This window comes from Glaciecola sp. SC05 (assembly GCF_041380235.1).
In the GTDB taxonomy this organism is placed as follows: domain Bacteria; phylum Pseudomonadota; class Gammaproteobacteria; order Enterobacterales; family Alteromonadaceae; genus Glaciecola.
This window is the reverse complement of the sequence record NZ_JBGIYY010000001.1, coordinates 254,669-272,461: the sequence shown is the minus strand read 5'-3', so window position 1 is coordinate 272,461 and position 17,793 is coordinate 254,669. Positions and strand designations below refer to the sequence as shown.

The 17,793-nt window shown below is 43.3% G+C and carries 13 protein-coding genes; 7 read left to right on the top strand and 6 right to left on the bottom strand.

What is annotated here, in order from left to right; translation table 11 throughout:
* Positions 1 to 82: 82 nt before the first annotated feature.
* A complete protein-coding gene (alaS, locus tag AB9H30_RS01150) occupies positions 83 to 2,680 on the bottom strand; it encodes an alanine--tRNA ligase (protein WP_371192751.1) in 2,598 nt (865 codons plus the stop codon).
* 221 nt (positions 2,681 to 2,901) lie between these two features.
* Entirely contained in the window at positions 2,902 to 3,378 is a 477-nt protein-coding gene (locus AB9H30_RS01145) for a regulatory protein RecX (protein WP_371192750.1), read from the bottom strand.
* Between the two features lie 269 nt (positions 3,379 to 3,647).
* Here AB9H30_RS01145 and AB9H30_RS01140 point away from each other — a divergent pair, with 269 nt between their 5' ends.
* Both AB9H30_RS01140 and AB9H30_RS01135 read left to right on the top strand, forming a co-directional pair.
* On the top strand, positions 3,648 to 4,877 hold the full coding sequence (locus AB9H30_RS01140; protein WP_371192749.1) for a GNAT family N-acetyltransferase: 1,230 nt from the start codon (positions 3,648 to 3,650) through the stop codon (positions 4,875 to 4,877).
* A gap of 156 nt (positions 4,878 to 5,033) precedes the next feature.
* On the top strand, positions 5,034 to 7,109 hold the full coding sequence (locus AB9H30_RS01135; RefSeq protein WP_371192748.1) for a M13 family metallopeptidase: 2,076 nt from the start codon (positions 5,034 to 5,036) through the stop codon (positions 7,107 to 7,109).
* A 78-nt stretch (positions 7,110 to 7,187) separates the two neighbouring features.
* Here the strand turns inward: AB9H30_RS01135 and AB9H30_RS01130 are convergent, their stop codons facing one another.
* Complete coding sequence (locus AB9H30_RS01130) at positions 7,188 to 7,787, bottom strand: DUF938 domain-containing protein (RefSeq protein WP_371192747.1); 600 nt, start codon at positions 7,785 to 7,787, stop codon at positions 7,188 to 7,190.
* A 374-nt stretch (positions 7,788 to 8,161) separates the two neighbouring features.
* On the opposite strand from AB9H30_RS01130, the gene AB9H30_RS01125 reads away from it, so the two are divergent.
* Entirely contained in the window at positions 8,162 to 9,676 is a 1,515-nt protein-coding gene (locus tag AB9H30_RS01125; protein WP_371192745.1) for a S10 family peptidase, read from the top strand.
* Between the two features lie 153 nt (positions 9,677 to 9,829).
* On the opposite strand, the gene AB9H30_RS01120 is transcribed toward AB9H30_RS01125, so the two are convergent.
* Entirely contained in the window at positions 9,830 to 10,471 is a 642-nt protein-coding gene (locus tag AB9H30_RS01120; protein WP_371192744.1) for an RpiB/LacA/LacB family sugar-phosphate isomerase, read from the bottom strand.
* A gap of 410 nt (positions 10,472 to 10,881) precedes the next feature.
* Between AB9H30_RS01120 and AB9H30_RS01115 the strand changes: the two genes are divergently transcribed.
* Both AB9H30_RS01115 and AB9H30_RS01110 read left to right on the top strand, forming a co-directional pair.
* Complete coding sequence (locus AB9H30_RS01115) at positions 10,882 to 11,817, top strand: polysaccharide lyase (RefSeq protein WP_371192743.1); 936 nt, start codon at positions 10,882 to 10,884, stop codon at positions 11,815 to 11,817.
* 19 nt (positions 11,818 to 11,836) lie between these two features.
* Positions 11,837 to 13,192, top strand: coding sequence for a BNR repeat-containing protein (locus tag AB9H30_RS01110; RefSeq protein WP_371192742.1), 1,356 nt, complete (start codon positions 11,837 to 11,839; stop codon positions 13,190 to 13,192).
* Here AB9H30_RS01110 and AB9H30_RS01105 read toward each other — a convergent pair.
* Positions 13,189 to 13,302: a vitamin B12 dependent-methionine synthase activation domain-containing protein gene (locus AB9H30_RS01105; RefSeq protein WP_371192898.1), complete on the bottom strand. Its 114-nt coding sequence runs from the start codon at positions 13,300 to 13,302 to the stop codon at positions 13,189 to 13,191. The two genes, AB9H30_RS01110 and AB9H30_RS01105, sit on opposite strands and share 4 nt — an antisense overlap.
* Before the next feature lie 125 nt (positions 13,303 to 13,427).
* On the opposite strand from AB9H30_RS01105, the gene AB9H30_RS01100 reads away from it, so the two are divergent.
* Positions 13,428 to 15,779 (top strand): protein kinase, encoded by a 2,352-nt coding sequence (locus AB9H30_RS01100; RefSeq protein WP_371192741.1) that lies wholly within the window; start codon positions 13,428 to 13,430, stop codon positions 15,777 to 15,779.
* Positions 15,780 to 16,172: 393 nt separating this feature from the next.
* The gene (locus AB9H30_RS01095) at positions 16,173 to 17,057 is read left to right on the top strand and encodes an alpha/beta hydrolase (RefSeq protein WP_371192740.1); all 885 of its coding nucleotides are present in this window, start codon (positions 16,173 to 16,175) and stop codon (positions 17,055 to 17,057) included.
* A gap of 142 nt (positions 17,058 to 17,199) precedes the next feature.
* On the opposite strand, the gene AB9H30_RS01090 is transcribed toward AB9H30_RS01095, so the two are convergent.
* Positions 17,200 to 17,763: an ECF-type sigma factor gene (locus AB9H30_RS01090; protein ID WP_371192739.1), complete on the bottom strand. Its 564-nt coding sequence runs from the start codon at positions 17,761 to 17,763 to the stop codon at positions 17,200 to 17,202.
* Positions 17,764 to 17,793 lie beyond the last annotated feature (30 nt).

Genomic DNA, 17,793 nt, shown 5'->3' with positions numbered 1-17,793 from the left:
TCAATATATATCCAAAGCTTTAGTCTTTTATCTCTATTAAGCGGCTATATAACGACCAATACCCTAGGTGCCGACTCCTTCACTACCCTAACTGCTTATCCACAAACTCTCTGACTGACGCTAGCGCCGTGTCCAGGTTTTCTGCTTGGGTTCCACCTGCTTGGGCCATATCAGGCCGTCCACCACCTTTACCGCCAACCTGAGAAGCTATGTGATTTACGATGTCACCGGCCTTAATTTTGCCCAAAAGATCTTTAGTCACACCCGTTATGAGATTAACTTTACCATCGTTGGCCAAGCCTAAGGCGATCACACCTGATTGCAGCTGGTTTTTCAAATCATCCATCATGCTGCGCAAAGCTTTTGGCTCGACGCCATCGAGTCTGGCTACCAGCAACTTCACACCCTGCACCTCAATTACGTTCGAAACAAGGTCTTTGGATTTCTCTCCAGCCGATTTTTGCTTAAATTGAGCGAGCTCTTTTTCAAGCTGTTTTGCATGAGATAAACTCTGTTCAATTTTTTGCTGCAATGAAGCACGATCAGATTTTACCAAACCAGCAAGTGCTAAGAGCATTTGTGCGTCATCTTGTGCGTGTTTTAGGGCAATGTCGCCTGTTACTGCTTCCATGCGACGCACGCCGCTTGAGATACCGCCCTCTGATAATATTTTGAACAAGCCAATATCACCGGTGCGACTTACATGCGTGCCGCCACAAAGCTCTGTGCTAAAGCTGCCCATCTTGACCACTCTGACGTCATCATCGTATTTTTCGCCAAACAAAGCCATCGCGCCGGCTTGCTTAGCTTCGTCTAGCTGCATCATAGTCGTTGTTAAAGGATGGTTTAACCTAATTTCTTGATTCACGCGATCTTCAATTTCCAGCAACTGCTTTGCACTAATACTTTCAAAGTGTGAAAAGTCAAAGCGCAGCTTCTCTTCATCTACCAATGAACCTTTTTGAGTAACGTGCTCACCTAAAATTTCGCGTAGTGCTGCATGCAACAAATGTGTGGCACTGTGGTTAAGTTTTATTGCCTGTCGGCGTGCGCTATCAACCTTTAAATTTACCACATCGCCAATTTTCAGACGGCCCTTCAGTTGCACCTGATGAGCAAAGGCTTTGCCCATTTTCTGCGTATCAAGCACTTTCCCTTCGGCAGTGGCGCTCTCAATTGAGCCTGAGTCACCAATTTGACCGCCAGACTCAGCGTAAAATACGCTAGCATCTAAGAAAACCAGCACATTGCCATCAGTCGCTGTGTCTACCGCTTGCTCGTTCTGTATAAGCTGAATAACTTTACCGGAGCCGGTAACATCGTCATAACCGGTAAACTCGGTTTCACCTTCAACTTTCACAACCTTGCTGTAGTCCGCACCAAACTTACTAGCAGATTGCGCCATTTCTTTTTGCTTTTGCATGGCCTGTTCAAAGCCGGCCTCATCCACCGTCAAGCCTTTTTCCCTTGCTACATCGTTAGTCAGGTCGACTGGAAAACCATAGGTATCGTAAAGTTTAAAGGCCAGCTCACCGGGTACCTGCTCGCCTTCTAAGGTTTCGAGCGCTTGATTCAAAATGCTCATGCCCCGCGACAGTGTGTTGGCGAACTGCTCTTCTTCGACTTTTAGCACTTTTTCAATCAATGCTTGCTGCGCTGATAGTTCTGGGTAGGCTTCGCCCATTTCACAGACTAATTGCGCCACAAGTTTATAAAAGAAAATGTTCTGGCAACCAAGTTGATAACCATGGCGAACCGCACGTCGAATAATTCTTCGCAGTACGTAGCCTCTACCTTCATTTGAGGGAATAACACCGTCACATACCAAAAATGCGCAAGAGCGAATGTGATCAGCGATTACGCGGAGCGATTTATTTGATAGTTCTTCAGTGCCAACAATCTTTGCTGCAGACTGAATCAAACGTTCAAAAAGGTCTATTTCATAATTACTGTGCACATTTTGTAAAATAGCAGAAATACGCTCTAGGCCCATTCCAGTATCAATAGACGGTTTCGGCAGATTATCCATACTGCCGTCTGGCTGACGATTAAACTGCATAAATACCAGATTCCAAATCTCGATAAACCGGTCGCCATCTTCTTCTGGTGAACCTGGAGGGCCGCCCCAAATATGCTCACCGTGATCATAAAAAATTTCTGAACAAGGGCCGCATGGGCCGGTATCGCCCATTGACCAAAAGTTATCAGATGTCGCAATGCGAATAATTTTATCCGCCGGCAAACCAATCTGTGTGTGCCAAATATCAAAAGCTTCGTCGTCTTCATGATAAATTGTTACTAACAGCTTGCTGGCATCAAGCCCTAATTCTTTGGTTAAGAAGTTCCAAGCAAACGCTATGGCCTGCTCTTTAAAATAATCCCCAAAACTAAAATTACCAAGCATCTCAAAAAAGGTATGGTGGCGAGCCGTATAGCCGACGTTTTCTAAATCGTTGTGTTTGCCGCCGGCTCGCACGCAACGCTGTGATGAAACTGCTCGGGTGTAAGCTCTCTTTTCTGCACCCAAAAATACATCTTTGAACTGATTCATGCCCGCATTGGTGAAAAGCAAAGTGGGGTCGTCACTTGGCACGAGAGATGAACTTGCCACCGCTTGATGCCCATGCTTGGAAAAATATTCAATAAATGTACGTCGGATATCAGCGGTAGAGCGGGTCATGCAGTTTCCTATCAGGTGAATGGCTCGTATTTAATATGCACAAAGCCGATTAATTTTACACAATAATATGTGGTGCTTTAGCTGGCAAAAACAAGGGAGCAAAATAGACTTTACAAAAGCGCCTGAACCCTATCCGCGCAACAGTATCATGATGAAGAGGGAATTTTAAGCATGAAATTGTGGGAATGCGCAATAAAATTTAGCGCTGATTAAACGCTGTGTTAACTAAACACTTCTTTGATATGAGTCTGAGAGAATCCTCGATACTGTAAAAACCGCTTTTGCTTTTGAACATCGTCCCACTCACTTGGTAAAGGCTCACCAAAACGTTTGGCCCTTACTCTAAAGGCGGCTTCATACCAATCGTAGGCTTCATCCTGTATCAAGGTTTGTATGATATGCGATTCGATATCATGCTGTTGCAGGCTCTGCTCAATAAATGCGGGGCCCTTACCCTTCTCAAAACATGAGCGTACAAACACCTCGGCATATCGATGGTCTGACTGCAGTCCCCTCTCAACAAAAGGGGTGAGACCCTCTATAATCATTTCATGTTCATAATCCTTTTGTTTTAGTTTTCGTACCAATTCAACACAGCTGTGTTCTCTCCTTGCTAAAAAACGCGTGATACTGTGTCTTATTTGACGCTTAATTTGATCTGGGTCATCGTCGATATTGACGGAATTATCAACTGCCATAAACGCTCATTAGCCCCCAATTGCTTGCTTTAAATCCTGTTACATACTCACGATTTTGAAGATCAGAATCAAGTCCTAGCCCGGATATTAAAATAAATATTCGCGAATCAGCCCCCTTAGCTATGATAAGAACAATAGGTTTGTATTGTTCTGTATTGATATTAAAGGTTAATCTTTCAGAGCAAAACCTCGTATATACCTTTTATAAGCAATTTGCTTGAACAGCTCGATGTCAGTAAATACAAGATATTCAAGGAAACCACCAAAATATGCAGCATCAGTGGCAATGGTCAATTGTTACCGACCTTCAGGACATTCCAAGCGAAAGCCAACACGCTCTTGTGCAACAATCAGATACTAATACGCCATTTCTTAGTGTTGCGTTTTTAAAGTTGCTTGCACAAAGCCACAGTGTTGATGGTGATACCGGCTGGCAAAGTCATCATATTTTAGTTACGCAAACGAGCACTGAATCGAGCATCGAAAAACCTGAACTTTCACAAGATATTGTGGCTCTGCTGCCTTGCTATCTTAAATCGCATTCATACGGCGAGTATGTATTTGATCACGCATGGGCTAGCGCATACCATCAGCATCAGCTTGCTTATTATCCAAAACTGCTTTGTGCAGTGCCTTTTACACCTGTGACTGGATCTCGTGCTTTAATCCATCGCAAACATGCAGAATTGGGTGTAACTGAACAACACATTTTCGACTATGTTGGCACGATTAAAGAGCAACTTACTGAGCGGGCAGATGCGTCTTCTCTGCATGTGCTGTTTTTACCAAGAAACATCAGTGACGCCTTGCTTTCTCAGAATATGCATCAACGCTTGAGCATACAATTTGTATGGTATAACCAAGAATATAGCAGTATGGATGACTTTATGCAGGCGCTTACCTCACGCAAACGACGAAGCATTCGCAAGGAGCGAGCACCCTTTGCGGCCAAAGACGCAAACGACAATGGCGTATCCATTAAAACCCTTAGCAATGATGCCTTAAGCCAAGATGTAGTGGATGCTTTTTATCTGTGTTATCAACAAACTTATTACAAACGCTCTGGTCATGCGGGTTATTTAAGCGGTGCGTTTTTTGATCAGCTATTGAACACAATGAAAGACAATATATGCATAGTCGCTGCCTTTAGGGATCAGCGAATGATTGCTGGCTCTTTGTTTTTTTACAACGACACTGCTTTATTCGGACGGTATTGGGGTGCGCTTGAGGATGTATCGGGCTTGCACTTTGAATGCTGCTACTATCGAGGTATCGAGTTTGCTATTGCCAAAGGCATTCAAGTGTTCAATCCAGGCACGCAAGGCGAGCATAAAATACTCAGGGGTTTTCGCCCTACATTTTGCTATTCGAATCATTATTTAGTTGAACCCGCATTTGATCGCGCGGTTGCAGATTTTGTAATCCGCGAACGTGCAGGCATAAAACAGTATCATGCCGAAACAACTCAACTCCTGCCCTTTAAACAAGAGGATAGCTAGGGCTTGTTGAACGCTGCATGATCAACAGTTTAAGCCTTTTTAAGAAAAATACGGTATAAATTGTTACAGAGTTTGTCAGTGGCTTGATTTTAAAACCCATTCAGCTTAACGTCTGCGCCGACAGAACGTACTAATATTATAATTATAGGATTTTAGATGAAACCTTCCATTTTAGCGCTGGCACTAGCCAGCTCTTTTGTATTGATGGCCTGCGGCCAACCTAATAGTGACCAAGCAGCGGCAAGCTCTGCACTTGTCGAACAGACAGAAGCTAAAGCAGAACTCGGTAGCTTTGGGATTGAGTTAGATGCCCGTAATACCGATATCAAACCAGGCGACGACTTTTTTATGTACGCCAGCGGCACTTGGTACGATAACTTTGTTATGCCGGCAGACAAAACAAGCTTTGGCGCATTTGCCGCGCTCGCCGATAAAAGTGAAGCACGCGTCAAAGGCATCATCGAAACCGTTGCCGACGTTGAAAACAAATCATTGGAAGAGTCATTAATTGCTGATTTCTTTGCCGCGTATATGGACGTCGAAGCAGCCAATGAGAAAGGCATCGCACCTATTCAAGCCATGCTTGATGATATCTCAAACATCGACGACATCACCGCATTAACCCAGGCCTTTGGTAATGCATGGTTAACTGGCACAAATACACCAATTTCCAGCGGCTTGTCTTTCAATAGAATTAATCCTGATGAATATCAGCTCTCATTAGGTGTGTCTGGCTTAGGCTTACCTGATCGCTCTTATTACTTAGAAGACAACGAACGCTTTGCAGATATCCGTGCAGCGTATGTTGACAACATCGCTACCATGCTTGGTTTTGCTGATGTCGAAAATGCAGCCGAAAAAGCAGCCGGCATTCTTGCCTTAGAGACGAAGATTGCAGAGATTCAGTGGCCAAGAGAGAAACGTAGAAATCGTGACTTAACCCTAAACCAACTTGATCGTGCAGATTTGAGCAGCGAATATACAGGGTTTGATTGGGATACTTACTTTGCACCCACTGGTTTGCAAATACCGACACTGAATATTACTCAACCTGAGCCAGTCAAAGACATGATCGCGTTGATTAATGAGCAACCTATAGCACTATGGAAAGACTACCTGACGTATCACCTCATTTCTGGTAACGCCAGCATGCTTTCTGACGAAATTTACATGGCTGACTTCAGCTTTTATGGTACTACCTTGAGCGGTCAACAAGAGCCACGTGATCGCTGGAAGCGCGCTATTTCTGCGATGTCTGGCACTGATTCTCTAGGCTTTGCTATAGGTAAGGTGTACGTTGACAGATACTTTCCTGAAAGCTCAAAAGCGAAAATGAAGGATTTAGTTGAGAATTTGCGCACAGCACTCGGCGAGCGTATTACTAATCTAGATTGGATGGGCGAAGAGACCAAAGTAAATGCACAAGCAAAGCTTGCGGCCTTTAATCCTAAAATTGGTTACCCTGATGAGTGGGAGTCGTTTGAAGGCTTAGAGCTGACTGCATCAGACATCGTAAGCAATGTTCAGAATATGCGTAAGTTTTTCCAAGCTAAAAGCGTTGCCGACGAACTTAAACCCACTAATCGCAACGATTGGTTTATGGCACCTCAGCGCGTAAATGCGTACTATAATCCGTCGTTTAACGAAATCGTATTTCCGGCAGCCATTTTACAAGCACCTTTCTTTGACCCGAATGCGGATCCAGCAGTCAACTACGGCGCAATCGGTGCGGTTATTGGTCACGAAATGGGCCATGGCTTTGATGATCAAGGCTCAAAATCAGACGCTAATGGTGTTCAGCGTAATTGGTGGACAGAAGACGATCGCGCGGCTTTTGACGCAAAAACCCAGAAGCTTATAGAGCAATACAGCGCCTATGAACCCCTCGAAGGTCAATTTGTAAACGGAGCCAACTCATTGGGTGAAAATATCGGTGATGTAGGCGGTTTGGCGATGGCTTATCATGCTTATAAATTGAGCCTCAATGGCGAAGAAGCCCCTGTATTGGATGGCCTTACAGGCGATCAGCGTTTCTTCCTAGCATGGGCACAAGTATGGCGTATTAAGTTTACCGAAGAAGCCATGCTAAACCAACTGCGCGGCGGCACTCATGCACCGGGTCGATACAGAGCGCTGGCGCCACGTAATCATGATGCTTGGTATGAGGCCTTTGATGTGCAGCCTGGCGACGCACTATATCTGGCACCAGAAGACCGTGTTCGTATTTGGTAGTGCACGCAGCTATCAATAAAAAGCGCAATATGAATTAGTTAGTATTGGGCCAAATCCATTAAAACGCCGTGAATGTTGTCATTTACGGCGTTTTTGCCATATCAGCATTAAATTATTGGCCGGCATCTGCACTATGTTATCAACTATAAGTTGCGGTGCCCAAGCCTGTAATTCCTCAATATCCCTATAACCACCTCTACCGTTATCAATTAATTTTTGATGAAAGTCCGCATTGCTCTGACTATTAAACTCGCCGTTTTGCGTAAATGGACCGTATTGGCAGAACACGCCGTTTTCAGGCAGGACACGGTTTATGGTTTGCATCATATGTTGAACTTCGTTTTCTTGCATAATGTGCGCAGTATTGGCAGTAAAAAATCCGTCATATTGATTTTCGGGTATATCATCTAATGGGATCTTAAGCGCTATTGGAGCGTTTAAATTGGGGCTAGGGTAATGCTGCAAATAATGCTTAATTGCTGCATGATATTCGAGTTGATCAGCGGTTTGCCAGCTTAGATGCGGCAAATGCTTGGCAAAATAAACCGCATGCTGACCGGTGCCCGAACCGATTTCTAAAACAACATTTATATTGGCAAAAGCAAGCTGTAAGATATTTAATATGGCTTGTTTGTTATTTTCGCAGGCTTGACTAAAAGGAATCTCTTGTTCTTGCATTTACTCTCTTTTTAGTTTGTGTTGTTTAACTAAGGTCTGTTGATTCGTGCTTTGTGGTGGCAAACTAAACTCGCACACTTTATCGATGTTTATCATCATTAAGGAGCCCCCACTCAACGCACATCACGCTAACTCTATTGCCTTATCTTTTGTTAACTTGATTTTAAAGGCTGAATTTACCAATCATCAATATAGCATATCTTTACTATTAAACCGTTCTCAAACTTTGATGCTGATAAATGATGAAATTCCCTATACACTTAAGCAACTACGTGGATTACTTCTCATAATTCATATTGATACAAGGTAGGCAAAGCGCAGTAAAATCATTGTCTTACTATCATTTATGTTAAGTATTTAAGTTAAGGTATTTTATGCTAAAAATAAGATCTACAGCACACTTACTATTGTTAATCAGCTTTTCAATATTTAGTAGCGCTACCGAACGGGTTATTCCCACCGATTCTTTCGTGCTTACCGAACATAAAACCGAAATTAAGGGTAAGCGCATTTCATACTCAGCGAAAACAGGGACGCAGCCGGTTTGGGATGATGAAGGCAAACCCGTTGCTACCTTGTTTTACACATACTACCAACGCACTGATATCAAAGATAATAGCAAGCGCCCATTGATCATGTCGTTTAACGGCGGCCCCGGCTCAGCGTCTGTGTGGATGCATGTTGCCTACACCGGCCCGAGAATATTAAATATTGATGATGAAGGCTATCCTGTTCAGCCGTATGGCGTGCAAACTAATCCCTACTCCATCCTCGATGTGGCGGATATTGTCTTTGTTAATCCCGTCAATACAGGCTACAGCCGTGTTTTAGAAGACGAAAACGGCGAAATGATGTCAAAAGAAGATCAAAAAGCAATGTTCTTTGGCGTCAATGCCGACATCGAGTATTTAGCCGAGTGGCTCAATACCTTTGTAACACGCAATGAGCGCTGGCGTTCACCCAAATATTTAATTGGCGAAAGTTATGGCACCACTCGCGTATCGGGTCTAGCCCTAGCCTTGCAAAACCAGCAGTGGATGTACCTAAACGGTGTGGTTTTAGTATCGCCTACCGAAATTGGTATCGAAAGAGCCGGCCCTGTAGAAGCCGCAAATCGCCTCCCTTATTTTGCGGCTACCGCATGGCATCACAATAAACTCAGCGACGACCTGCAGGCCAAAGATTTATACGATGTGCTTGGCGAAGTTGAAGCGTACACTATCAACCAATACATTCCTGCTATTGCCAGAGGAGGCTTTATCAGTGAACAAGAAAAAGCCGAAACAATCAAACAAGTAGCACGCTATTCTGGCTTGAGTGAAAAAGCCGTTGAACAAAGCAATCTTGATATTAGCAACGCTTTTTTCTGGAAGGAGCTGCTGCGCGATGAAGGCAAAACCATTGGCAGACTCGACAGCCGCTATATTGGCATCGACAAAAAAGAAACCGGCGACAGGCCAGACTACTGGGCAGAGCTCACCTCCTGGCTACACTCATTTACACCTGCAATTAATCACTACCTTCGTGCCGAGTTAAAGTACGAGACCGACATTAAATACAATATGTTTGGTTCTGTCAGACCTTGGGATAGAACTGGCAATAATTCGGGCGAAAACCTACGGCTAGCAATGGCGCAGAATCCGTATTTGAATGTGCTGATACAGTCTGGCTATTACGATGGCGCAACCAATTATTTTGATGCCAAATATACGATGTGGCAGCTTGACCCCAGTGGCAAAATGAAAGATAGAATGAGCTTTAAAGGCTATAGAAGCGGACACATGATGTATCTGCGCCGCGCAGATTTGGAGCTTTCAAATGAGGACTTGCGTGAATTTATCCTTAATACCCTGCCTGCTGAAGGCGAAGCAGCGCGCTATCCGCGCTAAACACCAAAGGCTTTAAACAAATCTTAGCTCTTGAACGAAAATGCCGCACAAAATCTGCGGCACTTTCATTAGTAAGCTATTTTAAACAGCATGCATAAGATCACATATTCTGAATAACATTTTCTAAATGAAATGTTCTGAATGAATTGCCACTCAATCAGCTAACAAGTGTTTAACGTAATCGGTGACCGCCTGATCTTGAGAGTTCTCAAACAAACAGCTTTGAAAACGCTCACCTTGCACAGCGGTTTTTACTAAAGATTGATCGATACTAGCTAGGGTTTCTAAATAGTCCGATTTAAGCACTGCTGCCTTAACTTCCGCTAAAATTCCGGCATTTTGCACTTGAGGAGCTCTCCGCTCGATGGGATAACCTGCCCCGCGTTCGCCTGTTAAGGCTTTTTCAAACATGTATTTAAGATTAAGCTCAGCTCCCCAACCAAAACCTTTTGCAAAGGCTAGCGCAAGTGCATTACCGTTATTAATTTGATTAAATAGGAATGCGTCAGAGGGGTCAAAGCAATAACCGCAATATACGCCAGGATGCAAATTAAGTGACATTAGAGCGCCTTGCCCTGTGCCACAACCTGCTATCACAAAATCAACGGCTTTGGCATTTATTAAGATACTGGCCATTATGCCTAAATGCACATAAGTTAAGTGATGATCTGCCTCACTCTCCATGCCTACGTTGAACACTTGGTGACCTAAAGGCTCAGCAACGGTATTGAGTTCATTTAACACCACTGGGTTTTTTCCAGCCTGACTATTTTCCATTAACAACGCTATTTTCATAAAACCCTCTAGTATAGTAAACACACAATGGGCCAATGGTAACACTGATTAATTTTGAACAAAAATGATTTTCTAACCAGCATTCCATAGACGCAAAAACTAAGAACAAATGCCGTGCCTTTGAAAAAGCCTGTCAACCTTGTTTTTTCTAACAAAATATAAAATAAATGCCTGAATCACTTTTCTATACACTTTCAAAGAGAAGCACTAAGCGTTGAGTATTCACATATAATGATGAATAACCCTTAATAATAAATGACCGAAAACTACTGAATTTGATTGCCAGTGAATTATTAATATTGTAAGTTCGGGCATACAATTTAACCATCACCGATGGATGCGCGCTCTATGCATGTTTCCAATGTGAAATCCGCATTTTCCATCGTTTATGCTGTTTAAAGGCATTACAAATGTTGACGATCCTTAACACAAACTACAAACGCGTTGGCGCATTGGAATTGTTCGGTATAGCGCTTGCCTTAGCTACATTAAATGCTTGCTCAAGCATTGTCGAACAATCGGCAAACTCTCCAGTAACACAGCCAATAAGCGCAGCGCCTATATTTGAAATGGATTTTGAAAACTATAGCAATGAATATCAAGATTATCGTCTAGACATGGTAGCAAAGGATTTTGCTAGTATTGATAAAAGAGCGTCGGGTGAAATAAGAGGTTTTGATTCTGAAACGAAAACATGGACAGCTCGTAATCAGGTAGGTTTAGGACATTTAAAAGCTGAATTCGCAGCTAACATAGCTAGCGGAAAAGAAACCGGTTTTTTGTTTGATAAAGCCTTTCCTGATATGGAATCTGCCAGCATGGAATACCGATTAAAATTTTCACCTGATTTTGTTTGGGCACTTGGCGGCAAGCTCCCTGGTTTAGGCGGGGCTGCACAGGGCGCAAACATTCCAGTCGGTTGTACGCAAGATCAAAACAACATCAAAAATGGCTTCTCAACCAGACTGATGTGGCGACGAGATGGTCGACTCGTGGTTTACACCTATTTTCCTGATAGACAAAATAGATGCGGTGAAGATTACACATTTTTTAAAGCCGAAGCTGGGAAGTGGTATAAAATCACGCAAACAATAGCCTTAAATACACCAGGGCAAAGAGATGGGCAAATATGGATGTTTGTCGATGATGCATTGGTGTATTACAAAGATGATGCGTTTTTCAGAGAAGCCGGTAAAGATAAGGTCAAGGTTAATACTGGAATATTCCATACTTATCGCGGCGGTGGTAGAGACGACCCACGCTTTCATTCGCCCCGCAAAGAGCATATTTATTTCGACGACTTTAAGATTTGGGCAGGTAAACATCCAAACTTGTCCTACGAATAAACTACTATTAGAGTGCGATATGAAAATTACACAAACATTTGCTATCTTTTTTCTATGCTGTGCATTTCTGCTTAACAGCCCTCAGATGTTCGCACTGCAAGAAACTAATGTGCTCGAGCCTCAAGCTCAAGCCATTGATTGGGTATGGTCTGGACAGAGAGTATGGTTTGACTTTATCAGTCAAGACGAGCACCAGTTGGTAGCTTATTATGATGCTGCCCGCCAAATGAGTGTGGCTGTCAGGCAGGTCGGTGATGTAAACGGTGCACCGTGGATTTACCATAAATTACCAAGCTTTCTGGGTTGGGATGCACATAATAGCATCACCACTGCTTTTGATGAAAATGGCCATATTCATGTGGTAGGAAATTTACATGCGAATCCTTTGGTGTATTTTCGCTCAAGCAAACCATACGACCCCAGAACACTAAAGCAAGTAGACGTAATGATTGCTAGGGAAACTGAGCAACACATGACCTATCCTAAGTTTTTCCTTGGTAATAATAACGAGCTGTTCTTTAAATATCGACTTGGCACAAGCAGCCAAGCTCAGTGGTATTATATTCGTTGGAATGCTTCAAAAAATAGCTGGGAGGCAATTCATGACAGCACCTTGCTTGATGGAGAAGGAACTCGTAGTGTATACCCAAAAGGGCCTGTATTTGGTCCAGATGGCTATGCGCATTTAAGCTATGTTTGGCGTGAAAGTCCAATTGCCTCTAGTAATCATGACCTGTCATACGCCAAGAGCAAAGACTTAATTAATTGGGAATCCTCTACTGGCAAAAAAATAGCGCTGCCAATTGTGCTAGCTGCTGGCGAAATAATTGACCCTATACCCATGCATGGCGGACTATTGAATGGTCGCACTCCCATAGGCTTTGATGCCGAGAACAGAGTAGTTGTGACTTATCAAAAATACGATGAAAATGGTGACACACAAGTGTTTTTGCTCCGACAGGAAGGCAGCAATTGGAAGGGCAAACAAATATCTTCTTGGAAAAACTCGCGTGTTGATCTGGATAAGAGCGGAGCATTAGATTTACCCATTGATACCAGCCAACCAGCTTTTACTAACTCTGCTGGCAATATTATCGTGCCAGCAAGTTATAAAGGTGTCGCTTGGCAATGGGAAGTTGAACACAACACACTAAACGTTATATCGGGTGCACCTGTCGAACAAAACTTGCCTGAATCGATTCAAAAATATGACTTAGATAATGGCATTCCTCTGCGTGTTCTGCCGCTCATTGAGCAGCAAAAAACACCTTCAAGCAAATACTTTATTAGCTGGGAGGCGATGCAGCCCAATCGAGACCAAGCAAGGGCAGATATCCCTTTACCTTCCACCTTGCGCGTACATCATATTGATTAATTGCTCCAAGCACTTCGCCTAGCAAAATCCTTTAGCTGATCATGCTGAATTTTAGCGACCGCAAAATAACGTGATTCTGTATACGCAAAGCAGCAGCCCCTCTGATATATAGAGACGTTTAATAAATAGACTCATTCAGAGAGTAAACAAACCTTCATGTCTTCATTGCTTTTTTACGATAGCTAGATTAACTTAAAAACTAGCTAAGTCCTGATGATAAGCAAAGGAGCCAATAATGTTAGATTGGGCAAAAATAAGTGCTGAAGTTGAACATGCTCTTTCATTGGATAACACTGCGCTTACCTCTTTTATTGCGTCCTTACCCACTACCAAAGAAGCCAATGAAGTGTCTCGCCTTATTAAACGGCTGAGACCCGCTACAGGGTTTATGGCAACGTCAGCGATTGATCATCCTGTTGACGAAGCTAAGTTGGCAGACGGGACGCTAATCGATGCATGGAAAATTGACCAACATATTGGCCGCGGCGGCATGGGCGATGTTTATCGTGCACATAGAGCAGACGGTTTGTATGAACAGACAGTAGCCTTAAAGTTGATCCAAAGCCCGTCCGGCTCCCGTTCCGAATTATTCGAAATAGAGCGGCAACGATTAGCTCATATGGATCATCACGGCATTGCACGCATAATAGATGGTGGCAGCTATATCGATGGTCGACCTTATATGGCAATGGAGTACATTCAAGGCGAACCGATTGTGCAGCATGCTGTCAATAATAAGCTAGCTCTTAAGCAACGCTTAATAATGTTTTTAGCGGTTTGCGAAGCGGTAGATTATGCACATAGCAAACTGGTGCTGCACCGAGATATTAAATCTGAAAACGTCCTGATTGCAGCTGACGGTTCTCCTCGCTTAATTGATTTCGGGATTGCCACTGATATAAATGACGCAAAAGATATACCTGCGGCACTGACGCTAGCATCAGCAGCGCCCGAGCAATTGTTAGGCGAATCGGTATCGATTCAAACTGACGTATTTTCTCTCGGAGTCTTGTTGCATGAACTCATAGCTGATAAACGCCCAAGTCGACTGAGCAATGGCGGCATGCAGGCAGATGATTCGAAAATAACAGAAAAAGATCTACTCGCGATAGTATCTAAAGCACTACTATTCGCGCCCGCGCAAAGATATGCGTCAGCTTTATCTTTCAGTCAAGATGTGAAAGCGTTTTTAGAAAAACGGCCAGTATCGGCGAGGAACGGAAACTGGGCTTATAGAGCACAAAGATTTATCCAGCGATACCCAATTGCAAATACGCTCGCTGTAACTGCTGTACTTGCATTGCTTGTTGGAATGGCTACTAGCCTAAAGTTTGCAAGTGATGCGAATCACCAAGCCAGTCTGGCGAAACTGGCCTTAGAAAAGGCGAATTGGCAGTTTGAGCGCACCGAGGCAACATTAGCGGCGCAGCAAGCATACTCCGACGTCTTACAACGGGCATTTGGCGGAGAGGAAGATGTTGAAAGGTTAAGTCAATTGTTAAAGGCACGCTGGCAAGAGGCATTTTCTAGAAGAAATGAAGATGAGAAGACTGCTGCTGCATTAAGCTATGCCATAGGCAGAAACTTTTATTTCCGTGGCGATACTGCTTCGGCACTTGAGATTTTCGATCCATGGATGGCCGAGCAAATAGGCTCCGAATCTCTGGTTGCCCTGGGCGAAGAGGTTTATGCGATGATGTTATCAGATGCCGGCCGCTACGATGAGTCAACTAAGATACTGAGGCGGCTGGTTGCATTTTTTGGTGACGGCAGTCAAACCAACGACGCCGATGCTTCAAACTATGCCAATCGTTTAGCCAGAGCCACACGAGCACCAGAAGATATCGCTCGTTCGGTTACACTACTCAATATTCGACTACAAAATGTACACACTCCGTTTGAGCGCTTATTTAGTTATAGTCAACTAGCTGGCATGCGCGCCTTACAAGGCAGCTTTAATGAAGCTTTGCACGCATATGAGCAAACTTTGCGAATATTTGATGAAAATCCAGGCTTTGCAACCTATGGACGAGATATCGCGCGCTTCAATCTCGCCAGTATCGTACTAGCATGGAAGGGCGATACCCAGCGAGCTTCCGCTCTTGTTGATGCAATTTTAACTGAAGATGTTCCACTAAAAGGTGAGAGCATACAACAAGCCAGAGCAACCATGCTTAAAGCGATTATTCTAGTGCATCAGGGCGATCCACAAAGCGCAATAATATTAATCGAAGAATCTGTGTCTTTATTTAAACGCTTTGCTGGGGAAAAGAACGCCCTCTTTCTTTTAGCAAAGGGGATCCACGCTTATATTTTGTTTTACGCCAATCAGACGGATTTAGCCATGGCAAAGATTGCACAAGCACAAAGCGAAGCTGCAATGTTGCCCGCAAATGAGCGCATCCAGAAGCAATTAAAGTTAATCAGCGTTTCCCTAAAATCCGCTCAGGGAAGCCTTGAATTGCAAGAACTAGCATGGCTTAAAGACTCTCATGTACACAATGAGGCCGCAAGTAATTTGATAATCTTGTACTTGTATAAAAAATTGGCGGACAAACAACTAGCACCTGAATTTTGGCTTAATTAAAAATACCTCAATCAAGCTTCCAACTTATTAATGGCTCAGCAAGCTCTTCGCTATCTGGAAGCAGTAGCTTACATCTTTGAATACATACGCACTTAAAAAAATGTCCGGTTTTTTGGTCAACTCTCGTTAGTTCTAATAGCAATAAGTATTAGCGTATTTACGATATTTTTCTTTCACTGTGTTTATTCCGATCCGTTACAACGGCATTTTACAAAGGATTTCAATATAAATGTAAACGTCGAACAGCTTTGAGAGCAAGCAAAAAACCGAGAGCCGCACCCTCTGGAGTAGGTTTGTTGCTTTATACATTTATCGGAATGTCCATCAAAAGAAGGGGTTCCAGCTTAACGCGCTATTCAATAAATTCAAATTATCATTGGAGGATAACAAGTCATGTCAATTGCAAAATTAGCGGTCAACACCAGTGGCGATAAAACATTTTCATTGAATGCGACACAAAAGCTACAGCGTCTTGCTCTTCGAGCATGCTGCGCTACGTTACCACCGCTGGGCTTGCAAATTGCAATGTATCACTTTACCAACGTTCGCCAACGCAGACCATATTCACTGGCGGAGTTCCCTGAACAATCACAGTCTAAAAGTTTAGTTTATCGTGACGGGCATATTGTCACTCATAGCTGGGGGAAAGGAGGAAAGCTGATCTTTTTGGTTCACGGCTGGGAAAGTAATTCAAGTTTAATGAAAGGCTTTATTACACCGCTTGTTCAACAAGGATATAAAGTGGTAGTGTTTGATATGCCTTCACATGGCCACTCCAGTAAGCAAGCAACCCATTTAAGTGACTTTTCTGCAGCATTAGAGTTTGTCATATCTGTTTATGGTCAACCCTTTGGGATCATAGCGCACTCTTTTGGTGGAACGGCTACGGTTTTATTATTGCGCGACAAACAACACTTGTTGCCAAAAAAGCTTTGCCTAATATCACCGATGCAATCTCTAAGTAGTCACCTCAGGGTGTTCAATACCATAACTGGCTTATCTGAAGCTATGATGAATAAACTATTAATTAAACTAAAAACACAGTATGCATTAGAGATAAATAGTACAGACATTAGTGGATTAATGCGTGACCTAAGAATACCTGGATTATTCGTTCACGATGAGCATGACCAACTTATTCCAATTGAACTTGGTGACTATTTGGCGAGCATTTGGACCGGTGCTCGATATCTTCGAACACGAGAACTCGGACACAGAAAAATTCTCAAAGACCCACATGTTATTAAGCAGGTAACTGAATATATGCTGGAGCGATAATCAAATGCCCTTCCCTTGCGTTTAGCTGATTGATGTTTTCAGTAAAAAGGGAAAGAGCAAAGCGCTAGACGATTCGGAGTGCTTGCTTATGCATTATGAAAAGGTAACTAAATTACTTGTGCTAAACGTTTTGAAATAATAATTAGGCTGTCGAATCCATTTTCTCGGCAAGCCAAGCTTTTGCTACTTGCCAATCGCGTCGTACCGTGCGATCCGACACGCCTAAACTCATCGCCGTTTCAGCTTCGGTTAATCCTGCAAAATAGCGTGCTTCAACCACTTTCGACAGGCGAGGCATTTTAACTTCAAGCTGATCGATAAGGTCATTAATAGTCAGGATTTGTTCTGGACTTTCTTGGTATTCTGGGAGCGTAAAATCATCCTCATTGTAAGAAAAATTACTTTTCCCGCTGCCGTGCTTTAGCGTCAACTTTTTGCGAGCGTGGTCAACAATTACCTGACGGATGGCAAGATTGGCAGTGCGCATAAACTGCTCTTGAGATTGCCATATTGTTTTGCCACTGAGCTTCAAAAAACAATCGTGCAAAATGTCTTCCGTCATCATGGTCGCCCCTAAGCCTACCCTTCTGCGGCGATTACGCGCAATTTTTAATAGAGGCTCATAGGCTTGCTCAAACAGGCCACGAGCGATGTTTCGATCATCTGTAGAATATTCAAAGGTGCTATTAGCTTCTGCACTACCCATAAAACGGCTCCCGCTTGACTACAAAAAACA